This window comes from Neorhizobium sp. 05N33 (genome assembly GCF_056397445.1).
In genome coordinates this window covers 417199-440040 of the sequence record NZ_JBFTNK010000002.1, presented here as the reverse complement: position 1 = coordinate 440040, position 22842 = coordinate 417199, and the positions used below count along the sequence as shown (strand labels likewise).

The window sequence follows — 22842 nt, the reverse complement described above, 5'->3', positions numbered from 1 at the left end:
GCCTTAGGCCGAGAGACGCTTGCGGCCACGGGCGCGACGTGCGGAGAGAACCAGACGACCACCTTTGGTGGCCATACGGGTGCGGAATCCGTGGCGGCGCTTGCGAACAAGCTTGGACGGTTGATAGGTACGCTTCATTTATTTTAATACCGCGGTGTGCGGCCCTTCTTGGAGTTTGCCGTCATCACGACGGCAAGAGCGCTTCGGAAAAACGATCTGCGCAGGCGGCCGCATGCGTGCAAGCCCGCCGGAGCTGAACGTGGGCGGCTTATAAGAGGACTCCGCCGGAAAAGTCAATCGCTGCCGGGCTTTTTTGCTCGTAAGCCGAGAGCCGGTTGATCTTCTATCAAAGCGCCCCGCTGCGACATTGCAGTGCGGCTGCACTAATATTTCCCCCATGAATTGAGGGGTAAGAAATATAAGATGTGAGGCATCTTCCCTATCAAACGTCAAATACCTCAACCTATGAGCGCGGCGGGAGAAATCGTGCCCGCCAAGGCTGCGCAGATACCTTTTTCTCTAAGCGTTTCTTTAATTTCTAAAGGCTAATTTTAGCATTGAATGGAAGAGAAGCTGGTCACGAACCAGCCCTTCCTCACACGATAAGTCGCGTTGGAAGGGAAAGAAATGAAAATTCGAGGGAAAATCAACCTCCTCGTCGGTCTGATGAGCCTCGTGGCCTGCTTTATTGGCGGCATGGCGCTGTTTGCCATGGCGGAATATCGCCAGATGATGGTTCAATATGAACTGGCCGCAGACCGCGCGCACAAGGGCGAGCACCTTAACCGGCTCGTCACGGCCGTCGTGATGGACTCCCGAGGCGTCTACATGTCGAAGGACATCAAGGAGGGCGGAAAATTCGGCGACGGCATCCTCGGTTACCTGGATGAGATGGGCAAGCTTCTCAGAGATTGGGACAAGATCGTCCCTGCCGATGAACGTGCCGCATTCGACAAACTGCTCGCCCGTTCCAAGGAGTTCACCGGCTTTCGGACCGAGACGGCCCGCCTTGGCCGGGAGGTGAGCCCGGCTGCGGCCAACGAGCAGGGTAATAACGATGCCAACCGAAATAACCGCAAAGCCTATCAGGTCGAGATCGATGCGATCGTCGCTACCGACAAAGCCGTTCTCGCCGCTGTAAATGAAGAGCTCAACGACTTCACGCAGACCCTTTTCATACTCGTCTCCGCGGTTACCCTGGCAGGCGTAGCCGCCGGTGCCGGTTTCGGCCTTTACCTGGGCCGCCGCCAGCTCAGCCATCCGATCACCGATCTGACCCGGTCCATGAAACACATCGCTGCCGGCGAATTCGATACGGTCGTTGGCGGGGCGGATCGCGCCGACGAGATTGGCGATATGGCCGCCGCGATCGAGATCTTCCGCAAGAACGGCATCGAGGTCGCGCGCATGAATGCGTCCGAAGCGACCATGCGCGGCAAGAGCGACGATCTGCAGACCCGCATGGCGGCCGTCGTCGCGGCCGCCGCGGAGGGAGATTTCACCCGCCGTATCGACAAGCAATGGGGCGAGGAGAGCCTCGACCGCTTCGCCCGTGACGTCGACATGCTCGTCGAGAGCGTCGATGCCGGAGTGTCCGAAACCCGGCGCGTCGTTAAAAGCCTTGCCGACGGCGACCTCACCGACAGCATGCGGGGTACGTTCAAGGGTGCATTTGCCGAGTTGCAGCACAATGTCAACGGCACCATGGATACGCTGCGCGGCACGATGCGCAATGTCCGCACCGCCACCGGCTCCATCAACGGGAGCGCCGCCGAGCTCAGCCGGGCGACCAACGATCTGTCTCGCCGCACCGAACAGCAGGCCGCCGCGCTGGAGGAAACTTCAGCCGCGCTCGCGCAGATCACCGCCGTCGTCAAGAGTTCGACCGAGCGGGCACACGAGGCAACCGTCATGGTCGGCGAGGCCAAGCAGAGCGCAGTCCAGTCGGGCGAGGTGGTGCGCAGCGCCGTCGATGCTATGGGTCGGATCGAGCAGGCCTCCCGCGAGATCGCGCAGATCACCAACGTCATCGACGAGATCGCCTTCCAGACCAATCTTCTGGCTCTGAACGCCGGCGTCGAGGCGGCCCGTGCAGGCGAAGCCGGCAAGGGTTTTGCCGTCGTCGCGCAGGAAGTCCGCGAACTCGCCCAGCGCTCGGCAAGTGCCGCAAAGGACATCAAGGCGCTGATCAGCAAATCCGGCGAGGAAGTTGCCGGAGGCGTGATGCTGGTCCAAAAGACCGGCGAGGCGCTGTCGGAAATCGAAACCCGCGTTTTGAGCATCAATGACCATATCCACTCGATCGCCGTCGCCTCCCGCGAGCAGGCGACGGGGCTCGGCGAGGTCAGTACGGCCGTCAACCAGATGGACCAGGTGACCCAGCAGAATGCCGCCATGGTCGAGGAGACGTCGGCCGCGACCCAGACCCTCTCCTCCGAGGCCGATAGCCTGTTTGCGCTGGTCTCCAATTTCGACATCGGCCAGGAGAGCGAGCGCGTCGCCGAACCGGTCAGGGCCCCGCGGCCCGCGGCGGCTGCCGTTCATCGGCCGCGCGTCTCACCGGTGAAAGCGATGACTGGCGCACTCTCCCGCGCTTTCGGCGGAACGGCTACCGCAACGGCAGCCGTTGCCGGGGATTGGGAAGAATTCTGATCCAGTTTCGCATATCGATCGAATAAGGAAGCGGAGATGGGCAACCCTCTCCGCTTTCTCTTTTGCACTGCGGCAAAGGGACTGGTAAAAAACCGCTGAAGCTCTAGAATGGCTGATCATCCCTGTGCCCGCTTCGATCCGGCGGGTCCAGTATTTCGGAAATGGAGATCCGCATGGACGACGAGGTTCATACCTCGGGGCGCTCGGGGTCCTCGCCGGAAGGCGCAGGCCCGGAAACCATGCCGCGTCTTTTCCGCGGCCTTTCCGGCAGGCTTTTATGGCTCACCGTCATTTTCGTGATGATGGCCGAAGTGCTGATCTTCATCCCCTCCGTCGCGACCATGCGGATGAACTGGCTGCGTGATCGTCTGGATACCGCCGCCGCCGCCGGCATCGTCATCGACGGATTGCAGCCCGCTGAACTCCCCCGCGCCGTGCAGGACGATACGCTGCTTGCCACCGGCACCAAGGTGATCGCGCTGCGCAAGGACGGCACCTCGCGGCTGCTGGCTGCCACGGACACGCAGCCCCAGATCGATCAGGTGTTCGATCTCGCCAACACCCCGTTGGTCTCGGCAATGTGCGATGCTGTCGACACGCTCGTCTTCGGCGGTCGCCGGGTCATGCGCGTCTATGGCCCGATCGGCGACAGCGACATGATCATCGAACTGGTCATGACCGATGACGCCCTGCGCAAGGACATGCTGAAATATTCGAAGACAATGTTTCTGCTGTCGCTATTGATCTCCCTGATCACCGCGGTGCTGATCTTCCTTGCCATCAACCGCATGATGATCATGCCGATCCGGCGGCTCACCCATAGCATGCAGCTTTTCTCGGAACAGCCGGACGATCCCGCCCGCGTCTTTAGCGCCGATCGCTCCCGGGGCGAACTTGCCGTCGCAGGCCGCCACCTCACTGCCATGCAGGCGCAATTGCAGCGCATCCTGAAACAGCAGAAGAACCTGGCCGATCTTGGCCTCGCCGTGTCGAAGATCAACCATGATATGCGCAACATCCTGGCATCGGCGCAGCTGATGTCGGACCGCCTGACGGACGTCGACGATCCGATGGTCAGGAGTTTCGCACCGAAACTGCTGCGCACCATAGACCGGGCTGTAGGTTATACGAGCGAAGTCCTGGCCTATGGGCAGGCCTCCGAAGCAGCACCCCGCCGCCGCCGCATCCGCTTTGCCGCGCTGGCGCAAGACGTGCGCGACATGCTGGCGATCGATCCGGAAATAGGCATCGAGTTCCTGGACCAGATCGCCGCTGATCTGGAAGTGGATTGCGATAGCGAGCAGATTTTCCGCGTCATCCATAATCTTTGCCGGAACGCTGTCCAGGCGCTGGTGAATTTCGATCCGCAGGATGCGTCCATGGTTCGCCGGGTAACGGTCTCCGCGCATCGCGTCGGCAGCGTTGTCAGCATTACCATTGACGACACGGGCCCCGGCATGCCCCGAAAGGCTCGCGAAAACCTGTTTTCCGCGTTCCGCGGCTCGGCGCGGTCGGGCGGCACCGGGCTTGGCCTGGTGATCGCCCGCGAGCTTGTTCTCGCCCACGGCGGCACCATCGCGCTTGTGGAGAAACCCGGCCCCGGCACGCAGTTCAGGATAGAAATTCCCGATCGTCCGGTGTCGCTGGAGGACTACCGGGCTCGGGCCTGATGCAAATAAATGTTGCTTCTCAACGGTTTGAGCGAGAAGTGACAGCAAAATGATGTTGCCCGCGGTAAAATCGCTTGCAATCGGAATGCGGACGTTTTAGAGGATCGCCACGCAAGCGGTCACGCACTGCTTGCAGACGCACCCGTAGCTCAGCTGGATAGAGCACCAGACTACGAATCTGGGGGTCGGGCGTTCGAATCGCTCCGGGTGCGCCATATTTTTCCGCTAGACGACGCTATAGGCGTCCCTTCATGGTCTAGCGGTCCGAAAGGACAATCTTCCTCAAAGTATTGAACCGGCGACCATGTTTCGCGGCTTTCGATCGCAGTCATGCAATGCCTCAAGTGGCCGAGCTGATCCTGCCGAGTGCCTGGCGCAGCCTCGGTGTCGCGAAATCCAGGAAGCTGCGCATCTTGAGCGGCATCTGGCCGCGCGCGGCGTGGATGAGATGGATGGGGGCCGGCTCCGGCTCGAATGATTCCAGGATGATCCGGAGCGCTCCGGCTTTGATCGCGTCTTCCACCTGGTAATGGAGCAGCCGCGTCACCCCGACATTACGCATCGCGGCTTCCGCGGCGGCCTCGGCAGTCGAGACCGAAAGGCGGGGTGCAGCGATCATCTCAGCGGTCGTGCTTGATCCCGTCGATAACATGTGCCGAATCGGCGATGGGATTGGCCCTTCGAACGTCACCCACGGCATCCGTCGAAGGTCCTCGGGTGTCTGCGGAATGCCATCGACCGCCAGCAGGGCCGGGCTGGCGCAGGTGACCATCCGCATCGATCCGATCCGCGTCGCGACCATCGCGCTGTCCGGCAGCTGCCCGATCCGGACGGCCATATCGACATGGTCGTCGACAAGATGAATGTTGCGATCGGCGAGCAGCAGGCGGATGTTGATCTCGGGGAACAGTGCCAGGAAGTCGATGACGATGGGCAGCACATGCAGCCGGCCGAACATGACCGGCGCCGTGACGACCAGTTCACCCTTCGGTGCAGTGAACTCGCCGGCTGCCTCGCGTTCGGCATCCTCAACCTGTTCGAGAATACGCCTCGCCGCGGTCACATAGGTGGCGCCTGCGTCGGTCAGGGTTAGTTTGCGGGTCGTGCGGATCAGCAGGCGCGCACCAAGCGATGCCTCAAGCTCGGAGATCTTCCGGCTGAGCGTCGGCACGGGAACCCGGAGCGCCCGGCCCGCGGCAGACAGGCTACCCTTGTCCACCACCTCCAGCAGCATTGACATGGCTTCGAAGCGATCCATCCGCTTTTCCATTTCTTGGTAAGATGAGTTCCAATCTTACTCTATTCTGCAGAATTGTGAAAAGAGGCATTGTCTCCGCCAACCCGCCGATCGCGGCTCCCGACCTGAAGGAGGTCCATCATGTCCTATGGCTTTCTGGATATCGCTATAACGCCCAGCGTCCGGGCCGCACAGAAAACGATGGGTGTCGACCACATCTGGCAGAACTTCAACGGCGATCGCGACTTCGATCGACTGACGGAAAACGAAGCGGCCTTTATCGCTGCCCGCGACAGCTTCTATATGGCGTCGGTTTCGGAAACCGGCTGGCCCTATGTCCAGCATCGGGGCGGTCCGAGCGGTTTCCTGAAGGTGGTCGATGACCGCACATTGGCTTTTGCCGATTACCGCGGCAATCGCCAGTACATCAGCACCGGCAATGTGGCAGCGAACGACCGGGTCAGCCTCTTCCTGATGGACTACGCGCATCGCGCCCGGCTGAAGATCTACGCACATGTCGAAGAGGTGGCGCTCGACGCGGATCCTGAACTGACTATGCTGGTCACCGACCCGAATTACCGCGCCAAGATCGAGCGCATCTTCCGGCTGCGGCTCGAGAGCTTCGACTGGAACTGTCCGCAACACATCACGCCTCGCTTCACCGAGGGAGAAGTCAACGAAGCGGTTCGTCCCTTGAGGGAACGTCTTGCTCAGCTCGAATCCGAAAATGCCGAGCTGCGGGCTCGCCTTGCCACCCCTGGAGATACCCAATGAGCGATCAACGTCCTCCACTGCCGCCGTTCACACTGGAAACGGCTGTCGAAAAAGTCCGGCTTGCGGAAGACGGCTGGAACAGCCGCGACCCGGCCCGCGTGGCGCTCGCCTATACCGTCGATAGCTTTTGGCGCAACCGCGCCGAATTCGTCCAGGGGCGTGAAGCGATCGTCGGTTTCCTCACGCGCAAATGGCAACGAGAGCTGGACTACCGGCTCATCAAGGAGCTGTGGAGCTTCGGCGAGAACCGCATAGCCGTGCGCTTCGCCTACGAGTGGCACGATGATAGCGGAAACTGGTTTCGCTCCTACGGCAACGAGAACTGGGAGTTTGACGAAAACGGCCTGATGCGCCGGCGCTTCGCCTCCATCAACGACACACCCATCCGCGAGAGCGACCGCCGCTATCACTGGCCCCTCGGCCGGCGGCCGGACGAGCACCCCAGCCTTAGCGATCTTGGCTTTTGATCTGTAAGGGGCATTGGTAGGAAATCCACACGCGTTCAATTTGGCGCAAGTTATCAAACGGCGGGCGCGCGGTTTCTATTGATCCGCGTCGCAGGCTGTGCCATCCGCTTCGTATGATAACTTTCTTATAAGGCGAAAATGAATCGTGGGAGCGTGGACGCGGTGCGTTCCGAAGAGTTGAAAAAGCCCGGCCGGCTGGCAGGGCTTCTGGCCGGTGGCCTTGGGCCTGCGGCGCTTTTTCTCGGCGCCTACTTCTTGCTGAGCGTCGCTGTTCGCCTGGCGCTTCCCAACGCGCTGACGCTGGACGAGGCCGAGCAGGCGTTGTTTTCGCAATATTGGCTGGCCGGCTACGGGCCGCAGCCGCCTTTCTATAACTGGGTTCAGAATGCCTTTGTCAGCGTGACGGGCATTTCGCTTTTCTCGCTGACCCTGCCGAAATTCCTGATGCTGCTGTCGTGTTACGTGTTTTTCGGCATGGCGGCACGCGAACTCCATCCGCGGCCCGGCTTTGCGGCGCTGGCGATGCTGAGCCTGCTCACTCTGCCGCAACTCTCCTACATGCCACAGCAGGATCTGACCCATACCGTCGCGGTGCTGATGGCGACGGCGCTGTTCCTCTACGGGCTCTTCCGAACCCTTGTCCGGGCGGATTGGCAGGGCTACCTGATCCTTGGGGTCGCGATCGGCATCGGCACGATCTCGAAATACAATTTCGCGCTGCTGCCCGCCGCTACCATCATCGCCGTATCCTGCGACAGGGAATGGCGCGCCCGTCTCTTTGATCCGCGCATCCTGCTGACTGCGATCGTCAGCCTGGTCATCGTCCTCCCGCACGCCCTCTGGCTTCTCGGCCACCTCGATCTCGCGACATCTGGCACGATCGGCAAGATGGTCGAGGCGAACGCACCGCATGGCGCCGTCCGTATTGCACGTGCCCTCGGCTCGCTGATGCTTGCCTGCATCGCGTTCGGCGCGCTGACGGTCGTCATCTTCGCGGTCGCCTTTAAAAGGGAGTTCAGGCAATCGCTGAAGGCAGGAGATCGTTGGACGCGCCTTTTGGGCCTGATGATGGCGGTGGGCCTGCTCGGTGTCGTGCTCGTCATCCTTTTCACGGGGACGACCAAGATTACGGAGCGCTGGCTCGATCCCTATCTTCTGCCTTTGCCGCTTTATCTGCTTCTGAAGCTGGAGCGAGCGGGTATCGATACCACGTCCCATCTCAGGCGCTTCGTCCCCGTCTTCGCCGTCATCATGCTCGTGACGCTGGTGCCGCTGGCGGGCAAGACGCTGACGGGCGGGCTCACCGGCGGCTACACCCGGATCAACTATCCGTTCGCCTCCGTCGCTGAGGCTCTGAAAGCTGAAGGTCGACCGGCGGTGATCATTGCAGCCGGCATGAACCTGGCTGGCAATATGCGGCTACAGTTTCCCGATGTACCGGTCATCAATTCGGAGCAGCCGATCGCCGGGTTCCCGGCTGCGAACGCCATGAAAGCGCCAGTTCTGGCGATCTGGGCCGATGAAGGGGGGACGCCTGGCTCGCCGTCGATCGATCTTTCCTCGATCGAGAGGCTCGGACTGACCCCATCGCCTGCAAAATCCCTCTCCCGGCCTTATTATTACGGCGACGGTAAAATTCAACTCAACCTCGGTTATCTCTGGCTTCGCTGAAGACGGTAGGCAAACCGGCGAGGCTGATATATCTGTTCGGGAAACCTGTTCGCAGGCGGACAAGGCTTAGAGGAGATTCCGATGGCTGAGATGGAAAAGGTCGCGCTGATTACCGGCGGCGGGCGCGGCATGGGTGAGGCGATCGCCCGCGAACTGCACGCTCAGGGTTACAAGCTTGCACTGATGTCGCCCTCGGAAAGCTGCGAGACGCTGGCAGCCGAGCTCGGCGGCGTCGCCTCGCGGGGCGTCGCGGAAAAGGCCGAGGACATCCAGGCGATTTTCGACCTCACCATGAAGACCTATGGCCGCGTCGATGCCGTGGTCAATCATACTGGCCACCCGCCGAAGGGCGACCTGCTCGATATCAGCGACGAGGACTGGACGCTCGGTTCGGACATGATGATCCTGTCTCTGGTGCGCATGGCGCGCCTGGTGACGCCGGTCATGCTGAGCCAAGGCAAGGGCGCCTTCGTCAACATCACAACCTTCGCGGCTTACGAGCCCTCGCTCGTCTTCCCGGTCTCGTGCACCTATCGCGCCGCCGCCGGCGCCTTCACCAAACTCTATTCGGACCGTTATGCCGCCGACAACATCCGCATGAACTGCATCCTGCCTGGTTTCATCGACAGTCTCGACCACAAGCCGGGGACGGCGGAAAAGGTACCGATGAAGCGCGTCGGACAGGTGGAAGAAGTTGCGAAGACAGCCGCCTTCCTCCTTTCGGATGGTGCGGGATACATCACCGGCCAGAACATCCGCGTTGATGGCGGCATCACTCGCCACGTCTGATCGGGAGCATATGGGATGAGATGGAAGCGCACGATCCAGCTGCTGGACGTTCATTGCGAAGGTGAGATCGGCAAGGTCGCGATCGGCGGCGTGCCGAAGATCCCGGGCGAAACGGTTGCCGATCAGCTTCGCTGGCTGAACACCGATCCGAAGGGCAATGAACTTCGCCGCTTCCTCTGCCTCGAGCCGCGCGGAGCGCCGATCGGCTCGGTCAACCTGCTGCTGCCGCCGAAACATCCTGATGCGGACGCCGCCTTCATCATCCTGCAGCCGGACCAGGCACATGCGAGTTCCGGTTCGAACTCCATCTGCGTCACGACAGCGCTTCTGGAATCCGGCATCGTCGAAATGCAGGAGCCTGAAACCGTCGTGACGCTGGAAACCGCCGCCGGCCTCGTGCGGGCAACGGCAACCTGCCGCGACGGGCACTGCGAGAAGGTGAAGCTCACCATGGTGCCGTCCTTCGTGCATCAACTCGACGTCAAGGTTCAGACCCCGTCATGGGGCGAGATCACGCTTGACCTTTGTTATGGCGGGATCTTTTACGGACTGGTGGATGTCGGCCAGGTCGGCCTGACCATCGAGAAGGGCAATGCGGCAGCACTCGTCCAGGCAGGCATGGTGCTGAAGGACCTGATCAACAGGCAGGTCGAGGTCGTGCATCCGGAAATTCCGGCAATCTCAGGCGTCGCTTATGTGATGTTCCGGGATACGGAGGCCGACGGTACGGTGCGCACCTGCACGACAATGTGGCCGGGGAGGGCGGACCGTTCTCCCTGCGGCACCGGCAATTCCGCCAATCTGGCAGCGCTTCATGCGCGCGGCAAGGTAAAGGTGGGGGACGTCTTCAAGTCACGGTCGATCATCGGTTCTGAGTTCGAGGTGGGACTGGCGTCCGAAACGGAGGTCGCCGGAAAGCCGGCGATCATCCCGACGATCACCGGCCGCGGGTTCACCTTCGGTCTGCATCAGATCGCCCTCGATCCGTTCGATCCGCTGTCGGACGGCTTTGCGATGACCGACGTATGGGGGCCGTCCGCCGGAGAAATCTGAGCTTTCAGATCTCCTTGCCGTTGCCGGCCGTCTGTTCCATGTCGCCCGGCTTCAGCACCAGCGAATTGACCCCTTCGGTCGCCGCGGGGGCGCTCGGACCCGGGACAACACCCAGTTCCTGCATCTGCATGAATTTGTAGGCGCCGAAGACGTCGCCCTTCTCGGCAGCTTTGCCGTACATTTCGGCAGCCTTCAGAGCATTTGCTTCGATGCCTTCGCCGGCTTCGTACATCAGCCCGAGATTGATCATTGCATCGGCATTGCCGCGCTGGGCCGCAAGGTCGTACCAGGCGATCGCCGTCTGGTCGTCCTGCTCCACGAGGTGGCCTTCGTCATAGATCGCGCCAATGTTGAAGGCGGCGGTATCGTCGCCTTCCGCTGCCGCCTTTTCGAACCAGCTGAGCGCCCGCTTGACATCCGGCTGGGTGCCGAGGCCATCGCGATAGGCGACGCCGAGATTGTAGGCGGCAAGAACGTTGCCGCTGTTGGCGGCTTCCGTATAGAACTGGAATTCGGATCGCTCGTCGCCGAGCCGGCCCATCAGCATGCCGAAATTGACCTTGGCGGCGGGATACCCCGCCTTGACCGCAATGTCATACGCGCTCATCGCCTGGCCGGCCTGCTGGGTCTTGTTGAGAGCCCGGCCGAGCTGATAGGCGAAGCGCGGGTTGCCGGTCGTGTCATAGGCCATGCGGCAGGCGTCCACCGCGGTGCCGTCTATATCGGAAATGCCGACCGGGGCGAATTCGCCGTTGCGCTGCTGATCGTAGGGGCTGCCGGCGAGCCGATCGCACTCCGTCTGCATGGCAGACGCGAGTTGCAGGTTGGCCCGCTCCTCTGCGCCTAGCGAAACGGTCAGCGCGCAGAGCGCTGCAGCAGTACCTGTGGCAATCGCAAAACCCCTGTTGACTTTGGAGAAGCGGGATTTCATTGTTCGCTCCGATTTACTGATTCTTCAGATTGCTTAACGAACGCTGCTAGCGGGCGCCGGTTCCGTGTGCCTTTCATCTTTCGTGCGCGATGAGCCTTTGGATCCCGCACGTTTGCGTGAGAAGTAATCTGCATCGGGCCTGCTGGATTGTAGGTTCCTCGCATGATCGGATTGTTTTGGCCGAGCCATTGATGTTATGGCGGACAAATCGATCACGTCCGGAAGCTTCCCATGAAAACGCTCACGCTCCGCCGCCCCGATGACTGGCACCTGCACCTGCGCGACGGCGACGTCCTCAAGGCGGTGATCGGCGATACGAGCCGACATTTCGCACGCGCAATCATCATGCCCAACCTGGTGCCGCCGGTGGTGACGACCTCGGATGCCAGGGCCTATCGCGAGCGCATCCTCGCCGCCCTTCCGGCCGGTGATCGCTTCGAGCCGCTGATGACGCTCTACCTGACGGAGCATACCGATCCGGACGATGTGGAAGAGGGAGGCAAGAGCGGGCTGATCTCAGCCGTGAAGCTTTATCCCGCCGGTGCTACGACCAATTCCCATGGCGGCGTACGCGACTTCAACAAGGCGATGCCGGTTCTGGAGCGCATGGCGAAGATCGGCCTGCCGCTCTGCGTACACGGCGAGGTGACCACGCCGGAAGTCGACATCTTCGACCGCGAGGCCGTCTTCATCGAGACAGTGCTCGATCCGCTGCGCAAGCGCCTGCCGGAACTGAAAGTCACCATGGAGCACGTGACGACCGCCGATGGCATCGACTACATCAAATCGTCGGAGGGAAATCTCGCCGGTTCGATCACCACCCACCACCTGATCATCAATCGCAATGCCATCCTGGTCGGCGGCATTCGCCCGCATTATTACTGCCTGCCGGTCGCCAAGCGCGAGAACCATCGCCTCGCACTGCGGGCGGCAGCGACATCCGGCGATGCGCGCTTCTTCCTCGGCACCGATTCCGCCCCTCATGTCGATCCGCTGAAGGAATGCGCCTGCGGCTGCGCCGGCATCTACACGTCGGTCAATACCATGAGCTGCCTTGCGCATGTGTTCGAGGACGACAATGCGCTCGACAAGCTGGAGGCATTCACCTCGCTCAACGGCCCGGCCTGGTACCGACTGAAGCCGAATGAAGAGACCATCACGCTTGAAAAGCGTGATGGTCCGGTGAAGTTTCCGGACAAGCGCGACAGCGGCGCCGGGCCGATCACGGTCTTCGATCCGATGTTCCCGCTTCATTGGGACGTCGCGTGACGTCCCTCCGGAACCGTCAGATCAACTCCCTATTTCACGGGGCGGCATACACCGACATCGTCCGGGCTTGGCCGACCGGCATTCAGGTCTTCGAGCTGCGGCAGGGGGCCTGCGCTGCCGGCATGGCTTTCGAAGACCTTTCGGTCGATCTTGACTTGGCGCCCCGCTGACGTGAAAGCAACCATGCCGGCTTTTCCGACATAGGCAGACGTTGCTGTCATCAGGCAAAACTCCCGGGTCTTGTCTTTCGACAGGATCCAGCCTTGTGCGCCGCTCGGGCCGCGTGTCAGCTTGCCCGTCTTGTACCCTTGGCTGACCAGTTCCTTATAGGATGCGGCCTGGACTGGAGTGGCAATGGAAACCGCAACCATGGCGACGACGGCAAGAAATGCCCTAAGAAAATTTACGGACATATGGAAACGCTCCCCCTGTGTGCGATGGAGAATGCATAGCGACGCGGGACCTGGATGTACATCCATTCCGTGTAGTTCGCGGCGATCTATAAACGAGATTGCTGATGAAACGGCTTCGGATGGGACAGATAACACGTGATCGATCCGGTAACCTTTTGGATAGAATCCGGGCTTAGCTTGGCGCCCAAGATTTTCGCGCGGGGATGTACCCGAAGAGAAAGCTAGGCATGATGCTCGACTACCATTCTCTTCTGCTCGCGCTGGGCGTCTCGGCGGCGTGCCTGATGGTGACGCTGTTCGGCACATGGTATTCGCGTCGCACCGATTCCTTCCTTCTTACCCTTGTCATCGCGCTCTGCCTCACTGTCTCGGGCATTTTCGCCTATAGTTCCTATACGGTCGAGGCCGACGTCATGGGTGCCTCGATCGCCTACACGTTCCTGATGGCGGGGTTCGGCACGATCTATGCCGCATCGGTGCAGTTCCGCAGCGGGACCCGGCCCTGGGTCATGGCCGGTGCCATTACCGCTGCTTCCGTCACTTTCGGCCTGCCATTGATGATTGCCGGCCTCGATGGCCTCGGGTTCATCGTCATGAATCTTGCCACGGCGGGGCTACTCCTCGAAACCGCCAGGCAATATTGGCGGGCACGCCGGGAGGCGCCGGGACCGCTCATCGGAATGGCGGTGCTCTACGCCGCCACCGCGGTGTCTTTCGCGCTATGTGCCGTCGTCCTGATCGACGGGCAACAATGGGTGCTGGGCCACGCGCCCGACAACTGGGCCGAAAACCTCAATATCGCTGTCTGCATCGCCGGCATGACCGGCATCGGCGCGCTGTCGCTGGCGCTCCACCAGTGGCGCATGGCGGCCCACCATCGCCACGAGGCGATGACCGATGCGCTGACAGGGCTTCTCAACCGCCGCGCTCTCTTCGAGCAGCATGCCCATCGCACGCTCGGTTCGTCGACCGCGGTCATCGTTTTCGATATCGACCGGTTCAAGTCCATCAACGATCAGCATGGCCATGCCGCCGGCGACCAGGTGCTGAGGTTGTTTGCCGAAGACCTCGCGAGCGGCATGAAAACCCGCCATACCGTCGCGCGGCTTGGCGGCGAGGAATTCGTGATGATCCTCGACGGAGTCCTTCCCGGACGGGCTGAGCGGATCGCCAACGACATCTCCCGCCGCTTCGCCGCCCGCGACATCGTCATCGGCGAGGCTATGCTGAAATGCACCGTCAGCGCCGGTGTGGCGGTCGGTGCCCCGAAAGGCCAGCCTTTCGAAACAGTGCTGAGCCTTGCCGACACCGCACTCTATGAAGCAAAACGGGCCGGCCGCGACCGCGTGCATGTCGCGGGCTATCTGCGGCCGGTGGACCTGACCGAAACCCGCACCACCGCCTGATCCCCTCCTTATTTTCCACATCGTCTGGCATACTCTGCCGCATGCTGCTATTGCGGCGCGTGGTTTTGACAAAAGGAGCGGGCGCATGATTCAAACCACATTTCCAGACCGCGGCGTGATGGCCGAACTGATGGCAAAGATGCTCTGGGAGATCGGAGCGGTTCATTTCAGCGCCGACAAGCCCTACAAGTTCGCCTCCGGCCTGATGAGCCCGGTCTATATCGACTGCCGAAAGCTGATTTCCTATCCGCGCATCCGCTCGGCGATCATGGATTTTGCGGCCGCGACGGTCATGCGCGACGCCGGTTTCGAGAAGTTCGACTGCGTTGCCGGCGGTGAGACGGCGGGCATCCCCTTCGCGGCTTTCCTTGCTGAACGCTTGGGCTTGCCGATGATCTATGTCCGCAAGGCGCCGAAGGGTCACGGCCGTAATGCGCAGATCGAGGGCAATCTGCCGGAAGGCGCGCGCGTGCTGGTCATCGAGGACCTGACGACCGCCGGCGGCAGCATGTTCAAGTTCATCGATGCGATCCGCGCCGCCGGCGCTACCGTTGATCACGGCATCGCGCTCTTCTTCTACGATATTTTCCCGGAAGCCTACGAGCGTTTCTCGAACGGCCAGGTAAAGCTGCATCACATCGCCACCTGGCGCAACGTCCTGGCGGCAGCCAGGGAAGGCAAGCTTTTCGATGACAACACGCTCTCGGAAGTCGAGGCCTTCCTCGACGCGCCGCTGGCCTGGTCGGGACGCAATGGCGGCGTCAGCGAGATCGCTCTCTGATTTTTTGCTCTGGCCTTTTGGCAAAAGCTCGCTTAATCGATTGAAAATTGCTGAGAAAGCGCGCGGGAGGATTTTTATGATTTTGTGCTGCGGCGAAGCCCTGATCGATATGCTTCCGCGTGACACCACGCTCGGTGAAAAAGGCTTTGCGCCTTACGCCGGCGGTGCGATCTTCAACACCGCGATAGCGCTTGGGCGGCTCGGGCAGCCGACCGCGTTTTTCACCGGCATTTCCGATGACTTGATGGGCGATGTCCTGCGGGACACGTTGGCAAAGAGCGGCGTGGACTACAGCCTTGCGGCTGTCTCTTCTCGCCCGACCACGATTGCCTTCGTGAAACTCGTCAACGGCCAGGCGACCTATGCATTCTACGACGAAGGCACTGCCGGCCGGATGATCACCGAGGCCGACCTGCCGGTGCTCGGCGATGACTGCGAAGCCATGCATTTCGGCGCGATCAGCCTGATCCCCGAACCCTGCGGCGCGACCTACGAGGCGCTGATGGCGCGCGAATACCGCAAGCGGGTGATCTCCTTCGATCCGAACATCCGCCCCGGCTTCATCAAGGACAAACCGAAGCACATGGACCGCGTCCGCCGGATGGCCGCCATGTCCGACATCATCAAGTTCTCCGACGAGGATCTCGACTGGTTCGGCATGCAAGGCGACCATGACACGCTGGCTGCGCATTGGCTGGACCAGGGCGCCAAGCTGGTGGTCCTCACCCGTGGGGCGGATGGCGCCACCGGTTATACCAAAAACTTCAAGGTTTCGGTGCCGAGCGAGCGCGTGACGGTGGTCGATACAGTCGGCGCAGGTGATACGTTCGATGCGGGCATTCTGGCCTCGCTGAAGATGCAGGACCTGCTGACCAAGGAAAAGGTTGCGGGCTTGACCGAGGATGCCGTGAGCAAAGCTCTCGCACTCGGCGCAAAGGCCGCTGCCGTCACGGTATCGCGGGCGGGCGCCAACCCGCCTTTCGCCCATGAGATCGGTCTCTGAGGTCCTATCTTCGGTCTGCAAAGGGAAATAGTTCGGCCCCCTGATGAGGGCCGAAAAGTCATTTCCGGGCCGCTAGCAGCGCCTTCACCAGCCCCTGCGTCGAGGCATCGTGGCCGGAAGCACTTTCCTTGCCTTCCACGACGGGCAGCAGGCCGGTCGCCAGTTCCTTGCCGAGCTCGACGCCCCACTGGTCGAACGAGTTGATGCGGAAGAGCACGCCTTCGACGAACACCCGATGTTCGTAGAGCGCGATCAGCCGGCCGAGCGCAAACGGTGTCAGCTTGTCGTGGACGAAGGTGATCGAAGGGCGGTTGCCGGTGAAGACGCGATGTGGCGCGATGAAATCGGCCTGCTTGTCATCCATGCCCTTGTCGGTCAGCTGCTTCTTGGCCTCCTCGAAGGTGCGGCCCTTCATCAGCGCTTCCGACTGCGCCAGGACGTTGGCGATCAGCAGCTCGTGCTGGTGGCGCAGATGCGACTCGAAACTGTTGGCGGCGATCATGAACTCGGCCGGGATGACGGTCGTGCCCTGGTGAATGAGCTGGTAGAAGGCGTGCTGGCCGTTGGTGCCCGGCTCGCCCCAGACGACAGGACCGGAATTACCCTCGACCGGCGTGCCGTCGATCGTCACGCCCTTGCCGTTCGATTCCATGTCGAGCTGCTGCAGATAGGCCGGGAAGCGCAGCAGCCGCTGATCATAGGGCAGGATAGCGCGCGACGGATAACCGAGAACGTTGCGGTGGTAGAAGCCGATCAGGCCGAGCAGCATCGGCAGGTTCTCGCGCACCGGCGCAGTGCGGAAATGCGTGTCCATAGCATGTGCGCCGTCGAGGAACTTCCCAAAGTTCTCACGCCCGACAGCGATCATCAGCGGCAAGCCGATCGCCGACCAGATCGAATACCGTCCGCCGACCCAATCCCAGAACCCGAAGATGCGGTCGCTGTCGATGCCGAAGGCGGCGACCTTGTCGAGCGCGGTGGAGACGGCGCAGAAGTGATGCCCAACGGCCGCTTCCCCGAGCTTGTCGGCGATGAAGGCGCGCGCCGAGGCAGCATTGGTCATCGTCTCGACGGTCGTGAAGGTCTTGGAAGCGACGATGAACAGCGTCGTTTCCGCGTCGAGCAGCTTCAGCGTGTCGGCGATATGCGCGCCGTCGACGTTGGAAACGAAATGCGCCCGTGGGCCGTCATGGAAAGGCGCCAGCGCTAGGGTGACCATGACCGGGCCAAGATCGGAGCCGCCGATGCCGATATTGACGATATCGGTTATCTTCTTGCCGGTCGCACCCTTCAGCGCGCCCGAGCGGATGCCGTCGGCGAACTTGCCCATCGCGGCGAGCACGCCGTTGACATCCGGCATCACGTCCTTGCCGTCGACCAGCACAGGCGTATTGGAGCGGTTGCGCAGTGCCGTGTGCAGCACGGCGCGGCCTTCGGTGAAGTTGATCGCGACGCCCGAGAACATCTCCTCGCGCTTGGTCGCAACGCCGCCGGCATCTGCCAGCTTTTCGAGCAACGCCATGATCTCGTCGTTCACGCCCGTCTTGGAATAGTCCATCAGGAGGTCGTCGAAAACGGCGCTGAACTTTGCGAAACGGCCGGAATCGGCTGCGAAGGCGGCACGGATATCCGTGGCATTGGTTTTCGCGACGGTGGACTTCAGGTCTTGGACGATGGCCTGCATGGGTGGTTCCTCGGCACTCGAAATGGGATGATCGGGAACCTATTCCGTTTTGATGTCAAATCAAGCACGGCCGTGGCGGCGATGCGTTTATTGTCCAACCGCCGTTTCGACGGCATTGCCGACCGAATTGCCGAAGCGGTCGACCTGGTCCTTGTAGTTCCGGCGGGTGGTCGGATCGAAGATGGCGATCGGCGTGCTGACGGCTACGCTGGCGGCGCTGCCCACGGTCTGAGCCGTCCCGAGGGCCACGGCGCCGAGCGTTTCGCCGAGCCCGACGTCCGAGTCGGTCACCGTCTGCCCGGCAATCAGTCGGTTGCCGATCAGCTTCACCACCTCCGGGCTTTCGGCAAATTTGCCGTGGTTCAGCCGGTCGCCGGTCTTGAGCGCCGTGAGGTCGAGAACCACGATGCCGGCCTTCTCGAATTCGCTGCGATAAGGCTCGACGGTCGGATCCACCTGGCCGAGCCGGTCGATATTGCCGGAAATCCGTCGCGACAGGCTGAGCGCCCGATCGTCGCGGGAAACGAACAGCGTGAAATGCGGCCGCTTTTCGCCGATTTCGGCAAGCTGCTGGCCGAACACGTCGACATCGAGATCCGGGGAGGCAAGGATGACGTTCTGGATCTTCGGCGCCACCCGGCCGTCGCGGATCGCCATTTGCCGGAGCGCCTCGACGGTCAGCCACGATCCCATCGAATGGGCCATGACGGTGATCTCGCCGACGCCAGGCTCCTTCGCCAGCCGTCGCAGCATCTCCTCCAGCGCATCGCGGGAATAGTTGGTGCTTTCCTTGTCGTAGTTATAGGCAAAGATGCTGCCGCGTGACGGCCAGGTGAACAGGACCGCAGCCACATCCGCGTTGGAGTCGTGGACGATCTGGGCGAAACGATAAACTGCGTCCTCGTAGCGGTTGTTGAACCCGTGCACGAAGACGAACACCCGACGGCTCTTGCCCAGGTGACCCTTGAGCCAGGATTGAGCCGCCGAGGTGGCAAGCGGCGTCACGGAAACCGTCGCGAACTCCTTGGCCGGATTGGCGGGCAGCTTCGATGGCCACTGCACCTGCCCGACTTCGCGAGCCTTGTCGGGCGGGATGGAAACGGCAATCTCGGTGACGACAGGCTCCTTGCCGCGCTCGCCGGAAAACAGCACGCCGGGCGTCTCTGTCGGGCGTCGCGTAGTTGCCACCAGCACGTCGACCTTCGAGGTCCCGGCTGCTTGCGTCTGGGTTGGAATGAGCACGCCTTCGGGGCGCCCCGCACAACCTGCAAGAACGCTCAGCACCGTGAGAACGGCAATCACATGAAACGAAAATCCGGCGCGGCTTTCCAAGCGAACTCCAACATGCTTTGCCCAGCCCCCGCGGAAAGGGCTAATCAAGGACTGCGGTATCGTCCACCGCTAACGGAAGGATTCCGGCTTTACGGCACACGCTTGGTCGTCATCTGTCGCAGCGTTGCAACGGTAGGTTAGCCGCGCAGCTCCCGCCGCAGGATCTTGCCGACATTGGATTTAGGCAGCTCGGTGCGGAATTCGATGAAGCGCGGGCGTTTGTAGCCGGTCAGGTTGGTCACGCAATGGGCTTTGACGTCCGCCTCCGTCAGGCTCGGATCCTTCTTGACCACGAAGAGCTTCACCGCCTCGCCGGAATGTTCGTCCGGCACGCCGATCGCTGCACATTCCAGCACCCCGGGATGGGTCGCCACGACTTCCTCGACCTCGTTCGGATAGACGTTGAAGCCGGAGACGAGGATCATGTCCTTCTTGCGGTCGACGATTTTGGTATAGCCCTGGCGGTCCATGTAGCCCATGTCGCCGGTCCGGAAATAACCGTCCGCCGTCATGACCTTGGCGGTTTCGTCCGGGCGGTTCCAGTAACCGGCCATCACCTGTGGGCCGCGGATGCAGATCTCGCCGACATCGCCGAGTTCCACCTCGGAATCGTCGTCGTTACGGATCGAGATTTCCGTGGACGAGATGGGAAGCCCGATCATGCCGCTGAATTCGGTGGCGTCGAGCCGGTTTGCGGTGGCGACCGGCGAGGTTTCCGACAGGCCGTAACCTTCGGTGATCTGGCTATGGGTCATCTTCAGCCAGCGTTCGGCGACCGGCCGCTGCACCGACATGCCGCCGCCAAAAACGAGGATCATCGAGGAGAAATCCAGCTTCTGGAAGTCCGGATTGTTCATCAACGCATTGAACAGCGTGTTGAGCCCGGGGAAGACGTGGATCTTGTACTTCTGCAGTTCCTTGACGAAGGCCGGAATGTCACGCGGGTTGGCGATCAGGATATTGTGGCTGCCGGTGGCAACCCCCATCAGCGAATTCACCGTCAGCGCAAAGATGTGATAGAGCGGCAGGGCGCAGAGGAACTGGATCTGCTCCGGGCGCGGCTTGTTGAGGAAGGCGGTTTCCAGCCACAGGGCCATCTGTTCCTTGTTGGCAAGCAGGTTGGCATGGGTGAGGATCGCGCCCTTGGAGATGCCGGTCGTGCCGCCGGTATATTGCAGGAAGGCGATATCGCGAGGCGAGACCTCGACCGCATTCATCGGTTGCCGGGCGCCTTCGGCAATCACCTGCTTGAAGCTTCGGGCCGATGGCAGCGACCATTCCGGCACCAGTTTCTTCACCTTGCGCACGACCAGATTGACGATATGGCCCTTCAAGCCGAGCATGTCGCCCATCGTGGCGACGACGACGTGCTTGATCTCCGTCTGCGGCAAGGCCTGCTGTACGGTGTGGGCAAAGTTTTCGAGTACGAAGATCGCCTTGGCACCAGCATCCTTGAGCTGATAGGCCAGTTCGCGCGGCGTATAGAGCGGATTGACGTTGACGACGACCATGCCGACGCGAAGGATGCCGTAGACGATCACCGGGTTCTGGAGAATGTTCGGCAGCATCACCGCCACGCGGTCGCCCTTGACCAGGCCCTGGGCCTGCAGCCAGGCGCCGACCTTGCGGCTTTCCGCTTCGAGCGCTCGGTAGGTGAGCGCCTTGCCCATGCTCGAAAAGGCGGGGCGGTCGGCGTAGCGCGCGCAGCTTTCCTCGAACAGTGATCCGAGGGATTGATGCTGCAGCGGCGGGATTTCGGCCGGCACGGTCGGCGGATAGGAGGCAAGCCAGATCTTGGGCGGATTGGCACCGGTACGTGCGGTGACTTCGTTCATGCTGGACCTCCTCTATCGTTTTTCTTGTTATCCCGCGCTTTCCCGGCGCGTGCGGGCCAGGTCCTCCACCTTCCCGCGAACAACAGCTTATGCCATGCCACGGTAGCATCAAGCCATAGGCACAGATTTAAACAGCTATCTAACTTTGACGTAAACGTCAGATAGGCGTGGGCGAGCGTATTTGGACGACAGCGGAACATCCGAAAGGCTACGGCGTTTTCCCAACCTAACAAAATGCATGAGGAATCACAAAGGAGGTGCGCAAATGTTGCATCAAGAACCCCGTGCCGGACAGGACCCCTATGTCAAGGACAGCCCATCGCTGATCGCCAGCGACAAGGTCGAAGGGACAAAGGTTTATGGCGCCGACGGCAGGCATATCGGCTCCATCGTTCGCGTGCTTCTCGAAAAGCGCGGCGGCCGCGTCGGATATGCGGTCTTGAGCTTCGGCGGCTTTCTCGGCATCGGTGACGACTATTACCCGCTGCCCTGGGAAAAGCTTCGTTATGACGAACAACTCGATGGCTACCGCATCGACCTGACCAAGGACCAGATCACCGGCGCCCCGCGTTATCGCGATCTGGACGACGATACCTGGTACAACGACAAGGGCCGGACGATCTACGACTATTATGGCGTTCCGCCCTACTGGATGTAAGCGTTCCGCCGACGGAACTCCGGAGGCTCCGTATTGCGGGGCCTCTTTTCGTTTATTTAATCCTCCTGATGCAAGGTCCTCGCCACAAGGGGACGGCGATGACGGGAAAGACGGAAGCGGGCATGGTCCGCGATCTCGAGCGCGGTGATATCGAAGCGGTAGCGCAGCTTTTCCAGGAGACGTTTCGCAAGTCGAAAGCGCCGTCGCCCTCATTGATCGCCTATCTGGAAGAAGCCTTTTTCGGTCATCCCTGGGCTGAGCCCGACATCCGGTCCAAGGTGTTTGTGGAGGCTGATGGAAGGGTCTCCGGTTTCATCGGCGTCTTTCCGTCGCGGCTGGAGCTCGATGGCCGGCCGCTTCGCGCAGCCTTTGCCGGCTCGATGATGGTTCGGAACCCGAAGGAAAATCCACTCGCCGGTGCGCGGCTGCTGCGCTCCTTCCTCACCGGCCCGCAGGATATCTCGCTGACAGAGACCGCCAATGCCACGGCGCTCGGCATGTGGCAGAAGGCCGGCCATCCGCTCGATCCCGGCTATAGCATGAACTGGCTGCGCATCCTCCGTCCGGCTTCCGCAGCGGTCGAGATCCTCGCCAGGCGGTTGCGGCCCGCAACCCTTTTACGTCCCCTCGGTCGGATTGCCGATCGCGGCGCAGTTTTGACCCGCCTGACACCTCTTCGTCCGGCCGAGCGGGGCGCCTCCAAGATCACTTTCCGGGATGTCACCCGTGAAGAGTTCGGTTCGTCACTTCTGACGCTTGCCATGAACTATCCGCTTCGCCCGCGCTGGGATGATCGTTCGTTGGGGTGGTTTCTGAGGCAGGCGGAGGACAAGCGGAATTTCGGTTATCCCGAGTGGCGCGTCGGCTTAGCTTCCGACGGACGGCCGGTTGCAGCTTACGTCTATTTTGCCGGTCCTGGCGAAATCGGCTGGCTGCTGGGGGCGCTATCGACCCCGAATGCAACCCCGGACCTCGTGGACGATCTGTTCGCACACGCCTACGAAATAGGATGCTCCGGCATACGCGGCAGCGGACATCCATGGCTGATCCCGGCGCTGATGAGCCGCAAGACGATATTTTACGGCCGCTCCTTCTATGTCGCGCAGGCGCGCGACAAGAGCCTGCTGGAACCGATCAGGTCCGGCCAAGCGCTGATCAGCGGGCTAGCCGGCGAAGGCTGGACGCGGCTGATCGGCGACCGGTTCGACTGAGCCTTC

20 protein-coding genes and 1 tRNA gene are annotated in these 22842 nt (G+C 61.5%); 14 read left to right on the top strand and 7 right to left on the bottom strand.

Annotation, left to right across the window (positions count from 1 at the left end; all coding sequences use genetic code 11):
- Positions 1 to 3: 3 nt before the first annotated feature.
- Positions 4 to 138 carry a 50S ribosomal protein L34 gene (gene rpmH, locus AC1DLT_RS06455; protein ID WP_080719113.1) on the bottom strand — a complete coding sequence of 45 codons (135 nt, stop codon included), beginning with the start codon at positions 136 to 138 and terminating at the stop codon, positions 4 to 6.
- 489 nt (positions 139 to 627) lie between these two features.
- Here rpmH and AC1DLT_RS06450 point away from each other — a divergent pair, with 489 nt between their 5' ends.
- The 3 genes from AC1DLT_RS06450 (at position 628) to AC1DLT_RS06440 (ending at position 4537) form a co-directional block, all read left to right on the top strand.
- Positions 628 to 2652, top strand: a complete 2025-nt coding sequence (locus tag AC1DLT_RS06450; RefSeq protein WP_477486236.1) for a methyl-accepting chemotaxis protein — start codon at positions 628 to 630, stop codon at positions 2650 to 2652.
- A 239-nt stretch (positions 2653 to 2891) separates the two neighbouring features.
- A complete protein-coding gene (locus tag AC1DLT_RS06445) occupies positions 2892 to 4322 on the top strand; it encodes a sensor histidine kinase (RefSeq protein ID WP_244447546.1) in 1431 nt (476 codons plus the stop codon).
- Between the two features lie 138 nt (positions 4323 to 4460).
- Positions 4461 to 4537: transfer RNA gene (locus AC1DLT_RS06440), tRNA-Arg, on the top strand.
- Between the two features lie 125 nt (positions 4538 to 4662).
- Here the strand turns inward: AC1DLT_RS06440 and AC1DLT_RS06435 are convergent.
- Positions 4663 to 5580 carry a LysR family transcriptional regulator gene (locus AC1DLT_RS06435; RefSeq protein WP_477486235.1) on the bottom strand — a complete coding sequence of 306 codons (918 nt, stop codon included), beginning with the start codon at positions 5578 to 5580 and terminating at the stop codon, positions 4663 to 4665.
- Positions 5581 to 5700: 120 nt separating this feature from the next.
- Here AC1DLT_RS06435 and AC1DLT_RS06430 point away from each other — a divergent pair, with 120 nt between their 5' ends.
- The 5 genes from AC1DLT_RS06430 to AC1DLT_RS06410 all read left to right on the top strand — a co-directional run bounded on the left by AC1DLT_RS06430 (position 5701) and on the right by AC1DLT_RS06410 (position 10313).
- Positions 5701 to 6333, top strand: coding sequence for a pyridoxamine 5'-phosphate oxidase family protein (locus AC1DLT_RS06430; RefSeq protein ID WP_038539306.1), 633 nt, complete (start codon positions 5701 to 5703; stop codon positions 6331 to 6333).
- Positions 6330 to 6800: a nuclear transport factor 2 family protein gene (locus AC1DLT_RS06425; protein WP_038539310.1), complete on the top strand. Its 471-nt coding sequence runs from the start codon at positions 6330 to 6332 to the stop codon at positions 6798 to 6800. The genes AC1DLT_RS06430 and AC1DLT_RS06425 overlap by 4 nt, the downstream gene beginning before the upstream one ends.
- Before the next feature lie 138 nt (positions 6801 to 6938).
- Complete coding sequence (locus AC1DLT_RS06420; protein ID WP_477486234.1) at positions 6939 to 8471, top strand: ArnT family glycosyltransferase; 1533 nt, start codon at positions 6939 to 6941, stop codon at positions 8469 to 8471.
- Between the two features lie 81 nt (positions 8472 to 8552).
- Entirely contained in the window at positions 8553 to 9260 is a 708-nt protein-coding gene (locus tag AC1DLT_RS06415) for an SDR family oxidoreductase (RefSeq protein WP_477486233.1), read from the top strand.
- A 15-nt stretch (positions 9261 to 9275) separates the two neighbouring features.
- The gene (locus AC1DLT_RS06410) at positions 9276 to 10313 is read left to right on the top strand and encodes a 4-hydroxyproline epimerase (RefSeq protein ID WP_477486232.1); all 1038 of its coding nucleotides are present in this window, start codon (positions 9276 to 9278) and stop codon (positions 10311 to 10313) included.
- Positions 10314 to 10317: 4 nt separating this feature from the next.
- Here the strand turns inward: AC1DLT_RS06410 and AC1DLT_RS06405 are convergent, their stop codons facing one another.
- Complete coding sequence (locus AC1DLT_RS06405; protein ID WP_477486231.1) at positions 10318 to 11244, bottom strand: tetratricopeptide repeat protein; 927 nt, start codon at positions 11242 to 11244, stop codon at positions 10318 to 10320.
- Between the two features lie 231 nt (positions 11245 to 11475).
- Here AC1DLT_RS06405 and pyrC point away from each other — a divergent pair, with 231 nt between their 5' ends.
- Positions 11476 to 12513 carry a dihydroorotase gene (pyrC, locus tag AC1DLT_RS06400; RefSeq protein WP_477486230.1) on the top strand — a complete coding sequence of 346 codons (1038 nt, stop codon included), beginning with the start codon at positions 11476 to 11478 and terminating at the stop codon, positions 12511 to 12513.
- 29 nt (positions 12514 to 12542) lie between these two features.
- Here pyrC and AC1DLT_RS06395 read toward each other — a convergent pair whose 3' ends face one another.
- On the bottom strand, positions 12543 to 12926 hold the full coding sequence (locus tag AC1DLT_RS06395; protein ID WP_247034396.1) for a hypothetical protein: 384 nt from the start codon (positions 12924 to 12926) through the stop codon (positions 12543 to 12545).
- Between the two features lie 227 nt (positions 12927 to 13153).
- Here AC1DLT_RS06395 and AC1DLT_RS06390 point away from each other — a divergent pair, with 227 nt between their 5' ends.
- The 3 genes from AC1DLT_RS06390 to AC1DLT_RS06380 all read left to right on the top strand — a co-directional run bounded on the left by AC1DLT_RS06390 (position 13154) and on the right by AC1DLT_RS06380 (position 16116).
- Positions 13154 to 14332 (top strand): GGDEF domain-containing protein, encoded by a 1179-nt coding sequence (locus tag AC1DLT_RS06390; RefSeq protein WP_038539329.1) that lies wholly within the window; start codon positions 13154 to 13156, stop codon positions 14330 to 14332.
- Positions 14333 to 14417: 85 nt separating this feature from the next.
- Complete coding sequence (locus AC1DLT_RS06385; RefSeq protein WP_477486229.1) at positions 14418 to 15113, top strand: orotate phosphoribosyltransferase; 696 nt, start codon at positions 14418 to 14420, stop codon at positions 15111 to 15113.
- A gap of 76 nt (positions 15114 to 15189) precedes the next feature.
- Entirely contained in the window at positions 15190 to 16116 is a 927-nt protein-coding gene (locus AC1DLT_RS06380; protein ID WP_247136752.1) for a carbohydrate kinase family protein, read from the top strand.
- Positions 16117 to 16174: 58 nt separating this feature from the next.
- Here AC1DLT_RS06380 and pgi read toward each other — a convergent pair whose 3' ends face one another.
- The 3 genes from pgi to AC1DLT_RS06365 form a co-directional block, all read right to left on the bottom strand.
- Complete coding sequence (gene pgi / locus AC1DLT_RS06375) at positions 16175 to 17800, bottom strand: glucose-6-phosphate isomerase (RefSeq protein ID WP_477486228.1); 1626 nt, start codon at positions 17798 to 17800, stop codon at positions 16175 to 16177.
- 87 nt (positions 17801 to 17887) lie between these two features.
- Positions 17888 to 19132: an alpha/beta hydrolase gene (locus tag AC1DLT_RS06370; RefSeq protein WP_477486227.1), complete on the bottom strand. Its 1245-nt coding sequence runs from the start codon at positions 19130 to 19132 to the stop codon at positions 17888 to 17890.
- A 137-nt stretch (positions 19133 to 19269) separates the two neighbouring features.
- The gene (locus AC1DLT_RS06365; RefSeq protein ID WP_477486226.1) at positions 19270 to 20967 is read right to left on the bottom strand and encodes a long-chain-fatty-acid--CoA ligase; all 1698 of its coding nucleotides are present in this window, start codon (positions 20965 to 20967) and stop codon (positions 19270 to 19272) included.
- A gap of 265 nt (positions 20968 to 21232) precedes the next feature.
- Here AC1DLT_RS06365 and AC1DLT_RS06360 point away from each other — a divergent pair, with 265 nt between their 5' ends.
- The gene (locus AC1DLT_RS06360) at positions 21233 to 21625 is read left to right on the top strand and encodes a PRC-barrel domain-containing protein (protein ID WP_046610899.1); all 393 of its coding nucleotides are present in this window, start codon (positions 21233 to 21235) and stop codon (positions 21623 to 21625) included.
- Positions 21626 to 21723: 98 nt separating this feature from the next.
- Positions 21724 to 22836: a hypothetical protein gene (locus AC1DLT_RS06355; RefSeq protein WP_477486225.1), complete on the top strand. Its 1113-nt coding sequence runs from the start codon at positions 21724 to 21726 to the stop codon at positions 22834 to 22836.
- The last annotated feature ends 6 nt before the right edge of the window (positions 22837 to 22842 follow it).